The sequence below is a fragment of the Janthinobacterium sp. 78 genome, assembly GCF_003096775.1.
Lineage (GTDB): Bacteria > Pseudomonadota > Gammaproteobacteria > Burkholderiales > Burkholderiaceae_D > Janthinobacterium > Janthinobacterium tructae.
Genome location: NZ_QENT01000001.1, coordinates 1575296 through 1591782 on the forward strand (window position 1 = coordinate 1575296; position 16487 = coordinate 1591782).

The window sequence follows — 16487 nt, forward strand, 5'->3', positions numbered from 1 at the left end:
GAATTGGGAATTGGACGAAGTCGAACGTCCGTTTGTTGAGCAGCTGACCGCGATGGGCTGGCGCTATGTGGCAGGTGACCTGGACCAGCCTGCCAAGACCGGCCGTGCCAGTTTCGCCGAGGTGGTACAGGAAGGCAAGCTGCGCCGCCAGCTCTACGCCCTGAATTTGCGCGATGTGGCCGGGGTGGCGCAGCCCTGGCTGGACGACGAACGCATGTCGCAAGCCGTCGGCGCCATTACGCGCATCCCCGCGCACCGCTTGATGGAGGCAAACCGCGTGGCCACTGAGCTGCTGCATGGCGGTATCACGGTCGACGGCATGCCGGATTGGGATGGCGGCCGCGTCCAGACCATTCACTATATCGATTGGGCTCACCCTGAGCGCAACGAATTTACCGTCGTTAATCAGTACCGGGTGGATTGCCCCCCGGGCTACAATCGGGGCAAGGCGTTTATCGTGCCCGATCTGGTGCTGCTGGTAAACGGCATTCCGCTGGCGGTGATCGAGTGCAAGAGCCCGTCGGTTCCCGAGCCATTGGCCGAGGCAGTGGACCAGTTGCGCCGCTATAGCAATGCGCGCCGGGCCAGCGGCGAAGTCGATGACAATGAGGGCAATGAGCCACTGTTTCACACCAATCAGCTGTTGGTGGCGACCAGTTTCGACGAGGCCAGAGTGGCTTGCATAGGCGCAGAATTCCGCCATTACTCGGCCTGGAAGACGGTCGCGCCGATGACCGAGGAAGCCGTGTGCGAGAAGCTGGGCAAGACCCAGCTGTCCGAGCAGGAGCGCCTGGTGGCCGGCCTGTTCGAGCCGCGCACCTTGCTCGACGTGCTGCGCCACTTCATGCTTTTCATGAATATGGATGGCCACACGGTCAAAACCGTCTGCCGCTATCAGCAGTACCGCGCCGTCGTTCGCGCCATTGAGCGTCTGCGCACTGGCAAGACGCGTCTCCAGGATGGCGAGCATGACCGGCGTGGCGGCATCGTCTGGCATACGCAGGGCTCTGGCAAGAGCCTGACCATGGTATTCCTGATCCGCAAGCTGCGCACCGATCCGCAACTGCGGCGTTTCAAGGTAGTGGTGGTGACCGACCGTACCGATCTGGAACAGCAGCTTTCCCTGACCGCCGCATTGACCGGTGAAACGGTGGAACGGGCCACATCGGCAGATAAGTTGAAGGCGATGCTGCGCCGTCGTGGCCCAGGTCTGGTGTTTGGCATGATCCAGAAAGCACGCGGCGGCGATGCTGCCGGTGAGCCTGGTCTACAGGCGGCAGATTTGCCACGGTATGAAGTGCGCCAGTCGGCGCCGGCCGAAGTGCTCAACGAAGACGACAGCATCCTGATTCTGGTAGACGAGGCGCATCGCAGCCAGGCCGGCGACTTGCAGGCAGCGCTGCAGACCGGCTTGCCCAACTGCGCACGCATCGGCTTCACAGGCACGCCAATTCTGATGGGCGACAAGAAGCGCACGTATGAAATTTTTGGCGAGTTCATCGACCGTTACACGATCCGCGAAGCCGAGCAGGATGGCGCCATCGTCCCCATACTCTACGAAGGCCGCACGGCCAATGGTGCGGTCAAGGAGGGGGCCAATCTGGACGAATTGTTCGAGGACTTGTTCCGCGAGCATACGCCTGAGGAACTCGAAGCGATCCGCAAGAAGTATGCGACCAAGGGGCAGATTTTCGAGGCGCCCGCGCTCATTGCCGACAAGGCGCGCGACATGCTGCGCCACTACGTGACGTACATTCTGCCTAACGGTTTCAAGGCCCAGGTGGTGGCATACAGCCGGCTCGCCGTGGTGCGCTACGTGGACGCTTTTTTTGTGGCGCGCGATGAGCTGCTGGCCGAAGCCGAGGCCTTGAGCCCGGAAGACAAGGCGATGGACGACGAGGTTTTGTGCCGCCGGTCGCCGCTGGTACAGGCGCAGGTTCAGGCGTGGCGCTATCGCGACACCTTGCGCGCGATTGAGTTCGCGCCGATTATTTCCGGTGGCAATAACGACGATCCCGTGTGGAAGCAATGGACCGACGGTGTGGCGCAGGAGCAGCGCATCAAGCGCTTCAAAAAACCACTGTTGCACAAAGACGCGGCGAAGACTGATCCGCTGGCCTTCCTGATCGTCAAGTCGATGCTGCTTACCGGCTTTGATGCGCCGATCGAAGGCGTGATGTACCTGGATCGCCCGATCCGCGAGGCCGAGCTATTGCAGACCATCGCGCGCGTGAACCGCACTGGGTACGATAAGCAGTTCGGCATCGTGGTCGATTATTTTGGCCTGGCCCATCATCTCAAGCAGGCGCTCAATGTTTATGCGGATGAAGACATCGACGGTGCTTTGCAAAGCTTGAAAGACGAAATTCCGGTCCTGCGTGACCGCCACCTGCGAGTCGTCGACCTGTTTCGTAGCCGGGGTATTGAGAGCCTGAACGATTTCGATACTTGCGTCGAATTGCTCGCCGACGAACGGCTGCGCGCCGAATTTACGGTCAAGCTCAAGCAGTTTTTGAATACGCTCGACGTGGTGCTGCCAAGGCCGGAAGGCTTGCCCTTCGCGCCGGATGCGAAACTGTTGGCCTTCATCTATGCCCGCGCCCGCAATCGCTATCGCGATACGCCGGTGCTGGGCAAGGACGTGGGCGCCAAGGTGCGCAAGCTGATCGATGAGCACGTCATATCGTTGGGCGTGGACCCGAAGATAGCGCCCGTCTCGCTTACCGATGCCGACTTTGCCATGAAGGTGGCGCGCGAGCCGAACGACCGTGCCAAGGCATCGGAAATGGAACACGCGGTGCGGGCACACATCCGCGAGCACATGGATCAGGACCCGGTCGCATTCCGCAAGTTGAGCGAACGCCTGAAGGATTTACTCGATAAGCTGGGCGATCATTGGGATCAGCTGGCGCTAGCATTGAAGGGACTGGTTGACGAAATTCGCAGCGGCTGCGTGGACCACGACGACCGCCTGCCTGATCTGCCCGAGCAATACGGTCCCTTCCTTCGCTTGCTGGTCGACACGGCCGTCGGCAACGCTGCAATGGCTGATGTCGAGCGCAAGAAGCTGGTGGACCTGAGCGTCGAAGTGGTGGACACCATCACCTCGGAATTGACGCCTAATTTCTGGCGCCCCAACCGTCAGCCGGCGCAGGACGCGCTGAACACGCGCATTTTCGAACTGCTGATGCGCTCACGCTTGTTACCCACGCCGCAGATCGAAGCGTTGGTCGACAAGTTGATGGAGCTGGCGCGCGCCAACCACGAGAAACTAGTGACGACATGAACATGCTGACTGTCGATGACTTGTGCTTTGAGGTCCGATGCAGCGCTGCGCGGCGGACCTTGGAGATTACTGTTGACCGTAGTGGTGAGCTGATTCTGTCAGCGCCTGCAGATACTCCAGAGGCCACCTTGCGCGATTTCGTCCAACGCAAGCGTATGTGGATATACCAGCAGTTGGCGCGCCAGGAGACCTTGACGCGCGAGGTACCCAACAAGATGTTCGTCGATGGCGAGGGCTTTCTCTACCTCGGCCGCAACTTTCGTCTGCGCCTGGTTGACGAATCGATTGCGCCAGTCAAGTTAGTCGGTGGACGTTTCGTGATGCCCAAGACACTCGCGAGCGAAGGGCGCGAGCACATGATTCGCTGGTACTGCGGCAATGCAACGCGCTGGCTATCGGCGAAAGTCGAAGACTATGCCGCGCGGATGGAGCTTGCGCCGTCCGGTGTGAAGGTACAAGATCTCGGTTACCGCTGGGGCTCGTGCGGCAAAGGGGCGCTGCTGTACTTCCATTGGAAGACTATTCTGTTGCCAGCGCGAATCGCGGAATATGTTGTCGTCCACGAGATGGCCCACCTGCATGAGCCACATCACACCCCCGATTTCTGGCGGCGCGTTGAACGTGCGCTTCCCGACTACGAATTGCGGAAAGACTGGTTGAATAGGAATGGGGCTTCTGTCGAGGGATTGTAGACTTGGTTAGCTATGGGAAGATGGTCGAGCAATGTACAGGTAAGGCATAAGCCAGTTTCACCTGCCCGAACAGCCCGGCATCGGTGAACATGGATTGCAGGTTACTCGGGTCTAAGCCGTCAAGCAGTTTGTCGAGTGTGGCTTTGTCGATGGCCATACGTTTCCTTTCCAAGGATAGATTTTATCGTATGAGTTCCTTCACACAAAATTTCTGACAGGCTCACCGCATCTTGAAGGCCGCAGTCTGACGTACGTAAACGAGCGCTGTACCTCTCGCTCCAAGATAGGCGACTCTAACCGTCAACCAGCGCCAGCAGCGGCGCCTACAGATATTTTGAAGGCAATACCTTCGTTTTTTACCCACGGGCCTCAGCGTTAAGCACAGCCCTCGATCCATGAATTTTTTTAGGTTTTTTTAGCCTGGATCGCTCTTGGCCTCCCAAGTGGCGAGCAAGTACATCGCCAACGCCCCTGCAAGATTTACCGCTAACTCGGCATGTCGTGGTGCAGGCTTCACCGCTGCTTTCCCTTTGCCGTGCGAATCGCTCAGCCGGTTCCGTAGCGCCCCTAGTCCCTCCACCACGGCCGTACACCCACCCAAGATTTGCTTGAACACCTGCTCCGTGTGTTGAGTCGGAGCTATATTCAACCGCTCCGCTGTCTGGCGGTAAAGCTTGTTCATGTCCGGGGAATCCTCGTAGGGCGTACCAGACGCATCAAGGATGTGTTTGCACACCGATTCCAATAACGTCCTGGCACTCGTTATTGCCCCTTCAGGGTCGGTAGTCCGGCGCTCCAAAGCCTTGTGCCATGCCGCCTGTACGTGTGCTCCATCGAACTTCGCAATTGCAGATGTTACACCAGCGTCTGAGGGCGAAGCCCCTACACCTTCTAAAAAATCCAATATGGGACGGAACTCGGCCCAGATGTATTCCCGGCGCTCAGCATACTTGGCAAACTTGGCTTGAATGAACGGCCAGAACTGATTTAACGTACGACTCGTGCGAACGAATGAGGGGAGAAGCGGCGCAAGCTTTCCATCCGCCAAGAGTAGCTGCCGAAGCTGCGAATACTGGGCGTCATCCCCCACGCCACTGACCCCGGTTGCGCGTGCAACGAGTACGTTTTGCAACGCTTCAATTTGTTCGTGTTGTGGCTGCATAATGTCCTGTTACGTGAGTGTTCTTTCAATAGTAAAAGGCCCGCGCAAGCGGGCCTCGTGGTATCACTCGATTAAATTGGACAAGATGTCAGCGAAAGCAGATTATCAGTCCAAGTATTGTCTTTGCGCGTCCTGATGTACTGAGGCTTTGCATCGACAACCATCACATCTGCACGATTCCCGTAAGCGTCCTGAACGTAGAACGTGTGGCGATCAGGGCCAAGGATCATGTTAATGACTTGATTGACAGTGAGGCGGCCATTCCAGACGCCGGGATTGCCTACGTGCGTGATGTGCTCGTGAGTTCGGCCCGAGTTGGAAAGGTTGATACAAGTGATACGATAGTCTGCCATGATATTCTTTCTATAACAAAGGTTGTAAATGAGAAATTTAACACCCCGTTATACCGAATCGGCCGTTGACAACCGTCTCCGGTTAGATAAAATTTCGTTTGCGAGTACGAAGTTTATCCTAACGGGTACAGCTTCATGGGAGGGAAGCGTCTGAACACGCGACCCTCTCACTCCCTTCTGACCACTACATCTAGTTCTTGGTCACCAAGTAAGCCCTGATTGTAGCCCCTTCCTTCCCGCAGTCAAGTGCACTCCGGAAAATGTACTTTCATCTCAATTATTCCGTAAAGACTTGACATTTCAAAGTTGCCACGCCGACTACGTATATGGGGGTAGTAGCCACTAACGGTTTCATCAATAATTGCTGAACGGTCTAGACCAACTTTGTTGTATAAATGAGACATTAATGACGAACTTTTTTACTGATCGTTTGTACAGGTGAATGCGAGGCTTGCCCCAGCAGGAATCGAACCTGCACCCCTCGGTTTAGAAGGCTGGAGATTTAGTGACCATTAAGAAGATTGACCGCCCAGCTCGTATGGGCACGGCAGAAATTTTTAACGGTACTAGTGACGGTATGTGACGATAAGGAAGTTAGAAAACCAGTATTAATGAGCAGTTCAAGGCATAATTTGATTCCCCAGGGCTCGAATCGAAGCACCGACATAAGGATTAACCCTTTGCTCAAATGGATATTTTGATTAACTAATCATGGTGCCGATAGATAAATTTTTGGTAAGGGCATAGTTGGGGGTATTCTTGAATCTAGCATCTGTCAAAATCATCTATCCATGCGGCCTACCAGTCATGATTTGAATCCCCCTCTCCGCCAAAGACGAAAAAGAAAAAGCTACCCTCGGGTAGCTTTTTTTTTCGTCTGTAGGCGGAGAGAAGCACGCCCCCTGCGGGGCGTGCGCGGGGGATTCGAAGGGTCGGGCCTACCGGCCCGGCCCTCTCCGAATCGACTGACTGCTGCCGCTGCGCGGCAGCTTCGCGCGCCTGCGGCGCGCGTTCGTGGTTCTAATTAGGTTTTGACTGAGCAAGCATCCACGGCGCCCAGCGCATCAGTCTGTGTCCGAATGGCGGACCTGACCCCGACACCCCAATCCGTGTCTCAATGGCGGATCTGACCCCGTACGCGAGCACTTTTACGGCTTCCAATGCATCAGTCTGTGTCCGAATGGCGGACCTGACCCTGGCGGCCCGCTAATCGCGTTTCGACCAAGTTGGCTTCCACTGCGCCCAATGCATCATTCCGTATCCAAATCTCGGACCTGCCCCCGGCACCGCTCGGCCCTATTTCGCAAGAATACTCAATGCTGCGACAGTATTGACCTTGGCACCAATAGGAATTGCACTCAGATCAACGAAGAAGTCAGAATTATGGTTCGAGTATGGAAACGGCATTCCTTTGGCACGCGCATCGGCGAACAATTTTGGTGGCGCAATTCCTACCAAGATGAAGACATAGGGTGTTTTCAGCGTGTTGAATGCTTCCTGAAAATCCTCGGACCCCATTACTGCAGGAAATTGATCGATCACACGGCCTGCACCCAGCAGCTTTTCGAGAGATGGGTTGATTTTTTTTGTTAAGTCAGCATTGTTAATCATCGGGCCAGAATGTCCCTTCATCGTTCGGACGGGCATCTTGTCCGCTGGTACTCCTGCGGCCAATGCAATGCCTCTGCTAACTTCGTCGATTCGCATGAGCATCAGTTCGCGAACTTCAGGCGTGAACCAGCGCAAATTGAGTTTTAGTGTAGATTCACCAGGTATGACATTATTGTCACGTCCAGCATCAATGGCGCCCACAGTCAATACAGCTGATGCCTGTGGGTCCACATTTCGGCTGATGATGGTCTGGTATGACAGTACTGCTTGGGCCGCCATGACTACTGGATCAATGGTCATTTGCGGTGTCGAACCATGTCCACCTCGACCGATAAACTTAATGTCAAGCTGATCCACTCCTGCCATGCGTACTCCAGATGAACTGGATATATACCCTACTGGGCCGGGGACCGTATGGGTGCCAAAAGCATAGTCTGGTGTAGGGAATCCACGTTGCCATAGCTTATCGTCCACCATTGCCTGGGCACCCAAACCTACTTCTTCGGCTGGTTGTGCATACACAACCAGAGTGCCGGACCAATTTTTCTTCAGTTCCGCCATCGTTTTTGCCATGCCCAGGAGCCAGGTAACATGTGCATCGTGGCCGCAGGCATGCATCGCATCAGTCTCGCTACCATCTTCAAGCTTTTGCTTGTTGCTTGCTGCATAGGGTAGCCCAGTCGTTTCATGAACAGCATTGGCATCCATATCCGCGCGGAACCATACGGTAGGACCCGGCCCATTTTTTAGCACGCCGACGACGCCAGTCTTGCCGATGCCCTCATTTACGGAAAAGCCAAGTGCCTTCAGTTCTTTGGCGACAATTCCAGCTGTTCGTTTCTCATGAAAAGCAACTTCTGGATGTGCATGTAAGTCCTTAAAAATTCCTGTCAGTCGTGTTGTGTCTTTATCGATAGAACTGTTCACCTGGACAAGGAGATCAGTAGATATCGATGTCTCATTCGTGGCATAGGCGAGTGTGCTTGAGGCATAAAAAGCGGCAAAGAAAATGCTGCCAATTGCCGACCTTCCGGCCAATTTTAGTGCGCAAGTATTCAGTTTCATCGTAACCTTTCAGTCGTTTTTATGAAGGCAATTCGCGCTAAAAATTACTAAAATAACAAAAGGTGGTTTTTTTGAAAATGCTTCGATCCATGAAGGTATCATGTAAAACGGTTAGATTGGCCACTGCCATTTGAATATTTACTGGCTTCAATTGATAATTGATCTCTTAATTATGTTTCTTTTAGTAAATGATGTTTTTTTAATTACTTTTTGACTGATGGTTATAAGCGCATGCCATGATCTTGTGCTGGCGGCAGGTTTGCCAATAAGGGCTTCCTGATAAATGCAAGGTGTCTTGAAAAAGGCGATTTCGTGTGTTCTGGAGTTTGCTGGCTCTGACCCTCGGCAGCGATCTTCACCGCCAACCCTGTCACCCTCCCCATCATCCACCGCTGCACCGTCACCCATCCCTGTCGACTCGCCAGCGATGCGGGGTCAGGTCCGCTATCCGTACACGGACTGAGGCATTGGACACGGTAGAAGCCACCTCTATTGAGAACCTGATTAAAACCAAGAACGCACGCCCTCGGCGCACGAAGCTGCCCGGGCAGCGGCAGCAGTTGGTCGAATCGAAGAGGGCCGGTAGTTCCCCCCCTTTGATTTCCCGCTAGGCCATGAAATTGTGCCGACAAGGCCCCAATAGGTGTTACGGCGTCCGAAGCATCAGTCCGTGCCCTAATGGCCGCCCTAGCCCTAGCCCTAGGCAGCTGCTGGCTTCGCTGCCGTCGACTTGCCCCGCGAGCGCGGTTTCGTAGCCCCCGCTTTTTTGGAAGCGCCACCCACCTTATCCCCCTTCCCAGACCCAATAACCTCCGCCACCAGCCGCACCCCAAGCGCACCAAGTACGCGGGTCATGGTTTCCATGCGCGGCTGACTATTCGGGCGCAGTGCCTTGTACAGACTCTCGCGTCCCAAGCCAGCCGCCTTGGCGATTTCGCTCATGCCGCGCGCACGCGCGATATCGCCAATGGCGGCGGCAAATATGGCGGCGTCGTTCGTTGCCAGTGCTTGCGTGATGTAGGCAGCGGCTGCCTCATCGCTGGTGATGTATTCCGCTGGGTCGAAGTCCTCCAGATCCAGCCCTTCAATGTCGGACAGCGTGATGTTGTGTTCAGTCATGATGCACCTCCTGTATCGCTTAGGGTCGCCATTATTTTTTCCGGTTTGCAGCAGACTTCTTCAATTCTGTGACCATCTGCCTGGCCTTCTTGATGTCGGCAGTCTGGGTACTCTTGTTGCCGCCAACGAGCAACACGATCACGTAGCCTTCAACTTCAATGAAGTAGACACGCCAGCCTGGCCCTACATCAATGCGCAATTCACGCACGCCGCCACCAACTGCCTTCACGTCACCCAGCCCATTTTCCAGCCGGACGATGTGCTGGGATCTTGTAGCCCTTAATTAGGTACAAGTATGCTGAAGTGCTTGGTTTTTGTGACCGTCTTCTGGAGATAACTGTATTCATTTGAATACACATGCGCAATCAAATTTGCGTAACCGTTATTCCCCCTCAAACCTTATCCCATCTCAATTCCCCATATTTTTCCCCCATGTATCGTAAGCCTCTCCCACCAACCCCGGAGAACCCCATGTCCTACACCTACACCAAAGTCGACGACCTGGAAAAAACCACCATGGTCGGCAACCATCAATGCGTTGCGCTGGTTCGCCACTACGCAGGTGCGCCGGCCACGTTGGCCTGGAAGCAGGGGGAGGCAGTGCTGGGAAATCGCTTGCTGCGCAAAGGTACGGCCATTGCCACGTTCATCAATGGTAAGTATGCGAATCATCAACAAGGCAATCATGCGGCCCTGTATATGGGACAGACGCTGGACGGGATCATTGTCATGGATCAGTGGTCGGGCAAGCGCCTGGGCATCGTGACTTCGCGCACCTTGCGTGCCAAAGGCCAGTACAAGAATGGCTTGCATATCGATCCCAGCAACAATGCCGATGCTTTTTTCGTCATCGAATAGGGGAGCATCCATGCAACCTAAACCTTTGTTGACCGGCGTCGCCTGCTGTATTTTCCCGGTGCTCGCGCAAGCCATGACCGCCTCATATGCTTGCTCGGAGAGCGTGCCTGCGGCATCGATCAGCCTGAATGCCGTGCCGGCCGGCTGGACGCCGTACATCGACAGTCCGCTCTACCTGAGCGCCGCAGCGCCGATCGATGGCGCACCGGAGCGCAGGGGGCAGCTCGTGCCCAGCGGGGAGCGCAAGAAGAAAGGGAAAACGACGCTCAGCTACCGTCTGGAAGGCCGCTATCCAGACGGCAAGTGGCTGCAATGCAGCTACGGCGTGCATGGCGAAGTCACACTGTCGAGGAGGATGGACGACAGTGTCAGCCTGTGCGAATTTACCTACAGGAAAGGCAGCAAGGCCGGGCAGAACGAGATCGATATCGATTGCCGGTAAGTGAGTTGGTATCAGCGCTATTGCTGGGGGGATCGCAGGCCGCAAAGCCGATGCGCCAGCGGTCGTGCATGTCGGCTTACGCGTTCGCTAAGCCGACCTACGAAATTGCCACCTGTCCGCAGCGCAAACGCAAAAAAACCCGCCGAAGCGGGTTTTCTCACTCTACAGCCAAACCAAAATCTTAGAACTGATTCATGGTGTTGTCTTTACCAGCTGCCTTCAGCGCCGCTTCGCCGCTGAAGTAATCCTTGTGATCGTCGCCGATGTCCGAGCCGGACATGTTTTGATGTTTCACGCAGGCGATGCCTTGGCGGATTTCCTTGCGCTGCACGCCGGCCACGTAGCCCAGCATGCCCTGGTCGCCGAAGTATTCCTTGGCCAGGTTGTCGGTCGACAAGGCGGCCGTGTGGTAGGTCGGCAGGGTGATCAGGTGATGGAAGATGCCGGCTTCGCGGGCCGAGTCGGCCTGGAAGGTGCGGATTTTCTCGTCGGCCGTGATCGCCAATTCCGTCTGGTCGTATTCCACGCTCATCAGCTGGGCGCGTTCGTAGGCGGACACGTCCTTGCCGTCGGCCTTCATGATGTCATACACCTGCTGGCGGAAGTTCAGGGTCCAGTTGAACGATGGGCTGTTGTTGTACACCAGCTTGGCGTTCGGGATGACCTTGCGGATTTCGCTGACCATGCCGCCGATTTGCGCGATATGCGGTTTTTCCGTTTCGATCCACAGCAGGTCGGCGCCGTTTTGCAGCGAGGTGATGCAGTCGAGCACGCAACGCTCTTCGCCGGAACCGGCGCGGAACTGGAACAGGTTGCTCGGCAGGCGTTTTGGACGCAGCAGCTTGCCTTCGCGCTTGATGATGACGTCGCCATTGCCCAGCGCGTCTGCCGACACTTCTTCGCAGTCGAGGAAGGAGTTGTATTGGTCGCCCAAGTCGCCTGGTTCGTTGGTGACGGCGATCTGCTTGGTCAGGCCGGCGCCCAGCGAATCGGTGCGGGCGACGATGATGCCGTCGTCCACGCCCAGTTCCAGGAAGGCGTAGCGGATGGCGCGGATCTTGGCCAGGAAATCTTCATGTGGCACCGTGACTTTACCGTCCTGGTGGCCGCATTGTTTCTCGTCCGATACCTGGTTTTCGATCTGGATGCAGCAGGCGCCCGCTTCGATGAACTGTTTTGCCAGCAGGTACGTGGCTTCCGCATTGCCGAAACCGGCGTCGATGTCGGCGATGATGGGTACGACGTGGGTGATGTGGCCGTCGATCTTGGACTGGATCGCTTGCTTCTCAGCACCTTGGGCAGCGTCCAGCTGGCGGAACAGGCCGCCCAGTTCGCGGGCATCGGCTTGGCGCAGGAAGGTGTAGAGTTCGCGGATCAAGCTGGTCACGGCGGTTTTTTCATGCATCGACTGGTCTGGCAGCGGGCCGAACTCGGAGCGCAGGGCGGCGACCATCCAGCCGGACAGGTAGAGGTAGCGGCGGTCGGTGCTGTTGAAGTGCTTCTTGATCGAGATCATCTTCTGTTGACCGATGAAACCGTGCCAGCAACCGAGCGACTGGGTGTACTTGGATGGGTCCGCATCGTAGGCAGCCATGTCGTTGCGCATGATCTTGGCCGTGTAGCGGGCGATGTCCAGGCCGGTCTTGAATTTGTTCTGGGCGCGCATGCGGGCGGCGGACTCGGGATTGATGGCGTTCCAGGCGCTGCCTTGTTGCTCTTTCAAACCAGCAACAGCTTTGATGTCGTCTTGATATTGGGACATGTGAATCTCCTAAAAAGAAAAGCTATGTTTGAGAAAATCGCCGAGTGCGCCACAACGTCTTGTCGAAGCAAACTGCATGACTAAATAGTAGGCCGATTCGCGCCAATGTTCAAGTCTTATATAAGACATATAACTTAAATTAAGTCTTTGTTTTTCAATGGCTTAATTATGATTTTTCAGGATGTGAAATGAATTTTCAAAAAGTGAGAGCATCAATGGCTGAGTCTGCTGTTTGAAATTTCGCGATGTGAAACGTCTTTTCAGAATTTGGTGCAGCGCGACAAATCGGGGCAAAAAAAAACCACTCAAAGGTGGTGTAGAAGCAATTTTGTTTTAATATCATGATCCGATTGTGAAAGGTAAAGTCAGCAATGCAGATGAACGGTATGGATTTACCCGTCGAGTATGTTATTTTTTCAGCAAGGTATCGGGATGCGGAAGGATTTTGTAATTTGAGACTGAAAGAAGAGCTCGATTCTTTCGGTGGCGTCTTGCAGACGGAACTGGCTCAAATCTATACGGATGTCGTCGAATTGACTGCCCAGACAGCGAAGCTTGGCGCGTGTTTCGTCGGCGATGGCTGCTATGGAGAGCCTGGAAGTGGCAGTGCCGGCCCGGGAGGCATTCCGGACATCGTTGATTTTACAGAAATCATTTGTTTCGGCATGGCCGGCGACGGGAGTCAATTCTGTTTCGATTTCAGGGGCGCCCGTAGCGCGCCATCTGTCATCGTATGGGACGATGATTACTGGCGAAAGATTTCAAACTCCTTTGAAGACTTCCTGTTGCTATTTTCTTGATCGCTTACCGGGCAACTGCTGCAGCGCGCGAGGCAAGCCCGCGCGCTGCCCGAGTCTAGCGTCCTACCGTCTGCCGCTGATCCTTGATAAACAGCGCCGTCAGCATGCCCACCACGCACACGCCGATCACATAATAGGCGGGCCCCAGCACGTTGTTCTTCAGCATCAGGGTCACGACCACGGGCGTCAGGCCGCCGAAAATCGCGTACGACAAGTTGTAGGAAAACGACAGTCCCGAGAAGCGCACCTGGGCCGGGAACGCTTGCACCAGCACGTAGGGCACGGCGCCGACGACGCCGACGCACAGGCCTGTCATGGCGTACAGGGGCAGCAGCAGGTCGGGGCGGCTGCCGACGGTGGTGTAGAAAATATACGTGGAAATGGCCAGCAGCACGGAGCCGACGAAGATCACGCGCTTGCCGCCCAGGCGGTCGGCCAGCATGCCGGCGATGATGCAGCCGAAGGCCAGGCACAGGGTCGCCACGGTATTGGCCACCAGGGTGGTGCGCGGCGCGATGTGATGGATCTTTTGCAGCAGGGCAGGCGTCATCAAAATGACGACGACGATGCCGGCCGACAGCATCCAGGTCAGCAGCATCGACACGGCGACGGCGCCGCGGTGGCTGCGCAGCACGGATTTCAACGGCATTTCCGTGGACAGCGCCTTGCGTTGCTGCATTTCCGCAAAGACCGGGGTTTCATGCAGCCAGCGGCGCAAATACATGGCGCCGAAACCGAAGAGGCCGCCCAGCAAGAACGGATAGCGCCAGGCGCCATCGGTGATTTCTGCCGGCGTGTAGACGGTGTTCAAGCCCGTCGCGACGAGCGAACCCAACAAAATACCGACAGTCAGGCCGGCCGTCAGCACGCCGCAGGCAAAGCCCGTGAAACGGCTCGGTACGTGTTCGGACACAAACACCCAGGCGCCCGGCACTTCGCCGCCCACGGCCGCACCCTGGAAGACGCGCATCAAGAGCAGCAGCAGTGGGGCCGCCAGGCCGATGGTGGCGTAGGTCGGCAGCAAGCCGATCAGCAGGGTCGGCACGGCCATCATCAGGATGGACAGGGTGAACATGCGCTTGCGGCCCAGCAAGTCGCCGAAGTGGGCCATGACGATGCCGCCCAGCGGACGCACCACGTAGCCGGCGGCGAAGATGCCGAAGGTTTGCAGCAAACGCAGCCATTCCGGCATTTCCGGCGGGAAGAACAGCTGGCCGATGGCGTTGGCAAAGAAGACGAAGATGATGAAATCGTAGAATTCCAGCGCGCCACCGAGGGCGGCCAGTGACAGGGTTTTATAGTCTTGTTTGGTGAGGGGACGGCTTGCAGCGTTGATTGCGGCGGTGTTGGAAGTAGGCATGTGTCTCGTTCTTGTGTGTTATCGGAGATTGCCAGACCTAGCATACGCATTTCCGCCGCGTGAGTAAATGCGGTGCGTATGGGGATCAGCCTCAGCTGTGCTTAATACAACGCCGCTATCATCAGCGTTGACTTCATTGGAAAGGACACATAATGCACATCATGATCGTGGGCGCTAGCCGGGGCCTGGGACGCGCGCTGGTGGACGGTTTGCTCGCTGACGGACATACCGTCATCGGCGTATCGCGCCAGCAACCCGCCGACTTGCCTGCCGGCCAAGGCACACAGCTGCAATGGATCGCGGCGGACCTGGCCGCACCGGCCGAGGCGGTCGAACGCATTGCACGCGAAGCGCCCGCCGTGCTGGACGCGGTGATCTACAACCTGGGCGTGTGGGAAGAAAAAGCCTTCAGCGATGACTACGCTTTCCTCGGCGATGCGGACGAGGCCATCGTCGACATGGTCAATACCAACATCACAGCGACGATATTGCTGCTCAAGCGCCTGGTACCGCGCTTGCTGGCCAGCAGCAAGCCGCAGCTGATACTCACGGGCTCGACGTCCGGCTTGCGCCAGAGCGGTCGCCCGGAAGTGACGTTCAGCGCTTCGAAATTCGCCCTGAACGGCATCGCCGATGCCTTGCGCGAAGGTTTCCGCGCGCAGGGACTGGCCGTGACGGCGCTGCAGCTGGGCTATCTGAATACCTACGATGGCTTGTCCGTGCCGCTGGCGGACGCCGCCGCGCGGGGCGAGGGCGAGCTGATCCCCGTGCATGACGTCGTTGCCGTCGTGCGCATGCTGTTGAGCCTGTCGAATGCCTCGTTCGTGCGCGAGCTGGTGCTGCCGGCGCTGCGCGACGAGCGTTTCTAGGCCTTAGGCGCCACTCCCGTAAACTTCGGACCAGCCGAGCCGCTCTTCCAGCCACTCCTCCACTTCGGAGGAGTCCATCTGCAGCAGCAGGGCGCCCAGCCGCAGCTTGCCCTTGGCAAGGGCCAGCACGGCAAACACGGATTCCAGCATGACGGGATCGAGCTGGCCTTGCAAGTCGCGCGCGGCGATGGCGGGCAGCTGCGCCCAGGCATCCTGGTAGCTGCCGGCCAGCCACTCCGGCAGCGGCGGATTGTGCTTGCGGTGGCGCTCCAGCTCGATCAGGGCGATGAGCGCATAGAAATCCTCCTCGCGCGCCGCTGCGTTGCCCAGCTGGTGGACCAGCTGGGGCACGGCCGCATACGAGGCGACGCCCACGTCGCCCTGGTGGTGCAGCTCTTCCCACAGCTCATGCCAGACGTCTTCGCCCGCCTGCATGGCCTTGAGCGCTGCGGCCACGTCGTAGGGCATGCGGTAGCCGCCTTCCAGGGTGGGCCAGATGGGATCGTCTAGTGATAGCAGCATGGGTTTCCTTGTTCAAACATACAAATCATTATGCTTGGCGCGCATACGCAAACATATGTTGCACATACTCGGCCTTGCCAAGCGGCACGCCGTTATGGCGCAGGATGTTGTACGCCGTCACCAGGTGAAAATAGAACTGCGGCGTGGCCCAGTTGAGCGCGTATTCCAGGCCCGTCATGTCGAAGCTCAGGCCGCCGGCCAGGGTGATCGATACTTGCTGCTCCGCACCCGCGTCGATCGCTGCGCGGTCCGCCGCAGCGAGCATCGCCAGGGTGTCCTCGATCAGCGCCTTGGCTTGCCGCATGTCGGCGGGCGTGGCGAGCCGGGGCAGCGCTTTCTGCGTCAGCCGGCATAGGGCTTCCTGCGCCTGCGTGCACGTGAATTCCACCTGGCGCGCCAGCGTGTGCATGTCGGGCGCCAGCCGCGCGTCGAGCAGGTTTTGTACCTCAAAACCCAGCGCCTGGGCGCGTTCTTCGCCTTTGCTTAACAGGGTGCTCAGGGAGCGCAGCATTTGTGCGAAGCAAGGGATGGTCATGGCGTAGACCGACATGGATAGTCCTCGATTGAGTGGAGATGCCGGGGGCCT

The 16487-nt window shown here is 56.9% G+C and carries 16 protein-coding genes; 6 read left to right on the forward strand and 10 right to left on the reverse strand.

The annotated features are described in order from the left end of the window. Positions 1 to 10 precede the first annotated feature (10 nt). On the forward strand, positions 11 to 3286 hold the full coding sequence (locus C8C92_RS06935) for a type I restriction endonuclease subunit R (protein ID WP_243420134.1): 3276 nt from the start codon (positions 11 to 13) through the stop codon (positions 3284 to 3286). Beyond that, positions 3283 to 3978, forward strand: a complete 696-nt coding sequence (locus C8C92_RS06940) for a SprT family zinc-dependent metalloprotease (RefSeq protein ID WP_116743350.1) — start codon at positions 3283 to 3285, stop codon at positions 3976 to 3978. Before C8C92_RS06935 ends, C8C92_RS06940 begins: the two co-directional genes overlap by 4 nt. 10 nt (positions 3979 to 3988) lie before the next feature. Here the strand turns inward: C8C92_RS06940 and C8C92_RS27400 are convergent, their stop codons facing one another. The 6 genes from C8C92_RS27400 to C8C92_RS06965 all read right to left on the reverse strand — a co-directional run bounded on the left by C8C92_RS27400 (position 3989) and on the right by C8C92_RS06965 (position 9547). Next, positions 3989 to 4135 carry a hypothetical protein gene (locus C8C92_RS27400; protein WP_165829211.1) on the reverse strand — a complete coding sequence of 49 codons (147 nt, stop codon included), beginning with the start codon at positions 4133 to 4135 and terminating at the stop codon, positions 3989 to 3991. A gap of 258 nt (positions 4136 to 4393) precedes the next feature. Continuing rightward, complete coding sequence (locus C8C92_RS06945; protein WP_116743351.1) at positions 4394 to 5140, reverse strand: abortive infection family protein; 747 nt, start codon at positions 5138 to 5140, stop codon at positions 4394 to 4396. 71 nt (positions 5141 to 5211) lie between these two features. Next, entirely contained in the window at positions 5212 to 5493 is a 282-nt protein-coding gene (locus C8C92_RS06950; protein WP_116743352.1) for a DUF3892 domain-containing protein, read from the reverse strand. Positions 5494 to 6789: 1296 nt separating this feature from the next. Further along, the gene (locus C8C92_RS06955; RefSeq protein ID WP_116743353.1) at positions 6790 to 8169 is read right to left on the reverse strand and encodes an amidohydrolase; all 1380 of its coding nucleotides are present in this window, start codon (positions 8167 to 8169) and stop codon (positions 6790 to 6792) included. Between the two features lie 699 nt (positions 8170 to 8868). Next, a complete protein-coding gene (locus C8C92_RS06960; protein WP_207780976.1) occupies positions 8869 to 9288 on the reverse strand; it encodes an addiction module antidote protein in 420 nt (139 codons plus the stop codon). A gap of 31 nt (positions 9289 to 9319) precedes the next feature. After that, positions 9320 to 9547, reverse strand: a complete 228-nt coding sequence (locus C8C92_RS06965) for a type II toxin-antitoxin system RelE/ParE family toxin (RefSeq protein ID WP_116743354.1) — start codon at positions 9545 to 9547, stop codon at positions 9320 to 9322. Between the two features lie 212 nt (positions 9548 to 9759). On the opposite strand from C8C92_RS06965, the gene C8C92_RS06970 reads away from it, so the two are divergent. Both C8C92_RS06970 and C8C92_RS06975 read left to right on the forward strand, forming a co-directional pair. Then, positions 9760 to 10146 carry a BPSL0067 family protein gene (locus C8C92_RS06970; RefSeq protein ID WP_116743355.1) on the forward strand — a complete coding sequence of 129 codons (387 nt, stop codon included), beginning with the start codon at positions 9760 to 9762 and terminating at the stop codon, positions 10144 to 10146. Positions 10147 to 10156: 10 nt separating this feature from the next. Next, on the forward strand, positions 10157 to 10588 hold the full coding sequence (locus C8C92_RS06975) for an STY0301 family protein (protein WP_133250700.1): 432 nt from the start codon (positions 10157 to 10159) through the stop codon (positions 10586 to 10588). 181 nt (positions 10589 to 10769) lie between these two features. Here C8C92_RS06975 and C8C92_RS06980 read toward each other — a convergent pair whose 3' ends face one another. Beyond that, on the reverse strand, positions 10770 to 12350 hold the full coding sequence (locus C8C92_RS06980) for an isocitrate lyase (RefSeq protein WP_116743357.1): 1581 nt from the start codon (positions 12348 to 12350) through the stop codon (positions 10770 to 10772). Positions 12351 to 12727: 377 nt separating this feature from the next. Here C8C92_RS06980 and C8C92_RS06985 point away from each other — a divergent pair, with 377 nt between their 5' ends. Further along, positions 12728 to 13150, forward strand: coding sequence for an SMI1/KNR4 family protein (locus tag C8C92_RS06985; RefSeq protein ID WP_165829305.1), 423 nt, complete (start codon positions 12728 to 12730; stop codon positions 13148 to 13150). A gap of 55 nt (positions 13151 to 13205) precedes the next feature. Here C8C92_RS06985 and C8C92_RS06990 read toward each other — a convergent pair whose 3' ends face one another. After that, positions 13206 to 14510: an MFS transporter gene (locus C8C92_RS06990; RefSeq protein WP_116743359.1), complete on the reverse strand. Its 1305-nt coding sequence runs from the start codon at positions 14508 to 14510 to the stop codon at positions 13206 to 13208. A 152-nt stretch (positions 14511 to 14662) separates the two neighbouring features. On the opposite strand from C8C92_RS06990, the gene C8C92_RS06995 reads away from it, so the two are divergent. Beyond that, the gene (locus C8C92_RS06995) at positions 14663 to 15379 is read left to right on the forward strand and encodes an SDR family oxidoreductase (protein WP_116743360.1); all 717 of its coding nucleotides are present in this window, start codon (positions 14663 to 14665) and stop codon (positions 15377 to 15379) included. 3 nt (positions 15380 to 15382) lie between these two features. On the opposite strand, the gene C8C92_RS07000 is transcribed toward C8C92_RS06995, so the two are convergent. Both C8C92_RS07000 and C8C92_RS07005 read right to left on the reverse strand, forming a co-directional pair. After that, the gene (locus C8C92_RS07000) at positions 15383 to 15901 is read right to left on the reverse strand and encodes a hypothetical protein (RefSeq protein ID WP_116743361.1); all 519 of its coding nucleotides are present in this window, start codon (positions 15899 to 15901) and stop codon (positions 15383 to 15385) included. A gap of 28 nt (positions 15902 to 15929) precedes the next feature. After that, on the reverse strand, positions 15930 to 16451 hold the full coding sequence (locus tag C8C92_RS07005; protein ID WP_116743362.1) for a DUF1993 domain-containing protein: 522 nt from the start codon (positions 16449 to 16451) through the stop codon (positions 15930 to 15932). Between the last annotated feature and the right edge of the window lie 36 nt (positions 16452 to 16487).

Coding starts and splice junctions, on each gene's coding strand:
- C8C92_RS06940 (WP_116743350.1), top strand. CDS start 3,283: ATGAACATGCTGACTGTCGATGACTTGTGCTTTGAGGTCCGATGCAGC.
- C8C92_RS27400 (WP_165829211.1), bottom strand. CDS start 4,135: ATGGCCATCGACAAAGCCACACTCGACAAACTGCTTGACGGCTTAGAC.
- C8C92_RS06945 (WP_116743351.1), bottom strand. CDS start 5,140: ATGCAGCCACAACACGAACAAATTGAAGCGTTGCAAAACGTACTCGTT.
- C8C92_RS06950 (WP_116743352.1), bottom strand. CDS start 5,493: ATGGCAGACTATCGTATCACTTGTATCAACCTTTCCAACTCGGGCCGA.
- C8C92_RS06955 (WP_116743353.1), bottom strand. CDS start 8,169: ATGAAACTGAATACTTGCGCACTAAAATTGGCCGGAAGGTCGGCAATT.
- C8C92_RS06960 (WP_207780976.1), bottom strand. CDS start 9,288: ATGACTGAACACAACATCACGCTGTCCGACATTGAAGGGCTGGATCTG.
- C8C92_RS06970 (WP_116743355.1), top strand. CDS start 9,760: ATGTCCTACACCTACACCAAAGTCGACGACCTGGAAAAAACCACCATG.
- C8C92_RS06975 (WP_133250700.1), top strand. CDS start 10,157: ATGCAACCTAAACCTTTGTTGACCGGCGTCGCCTGCTGTATTTTCCCG.
- C8C92_RS06980 (WP_116743357.1), bottom strand. CDS start 12,350: ATGTCCCAATATCAAGACGACATCAAAGCTGTTGCTGGTTTGAAAGAG.
- C8C92_RS06985 (WP_165829305.1), top strand. CDS start 12,728: ATGAACGGTATGGATTTACCCGTCGAGTATGTTATTTTTTCAGCAAGG.
- C8C92_RS06990 (WP_116743359.1), bottom strand. CDS start 14,510: ATGCCTACTTCCAACACCGCCGCAATCAACGCTGCAAGCCGTCCCCTC.
- C8C92_RS06995 (WP_116743360.1), top strand. CDS start 14,663: ATGCACATCATGATCGTGGGCGCTAGCCGGGGCCTGGGACGCGCGCTG.
- C8C92_RS07000 (WP_116743361.1), bottom strand. CDS start 15,901: ATGCTGCTATCACTAGACGATCCCATCTGGCCCACCCTGGAAGGCGGC.
- C8C92_RS07005 (WP_116743362.1), bottom strand. CDS start 16,451: ATGTCGGTCTACGCCATGACCATCCCTTGCTTCGCACAAATGCTGCGC.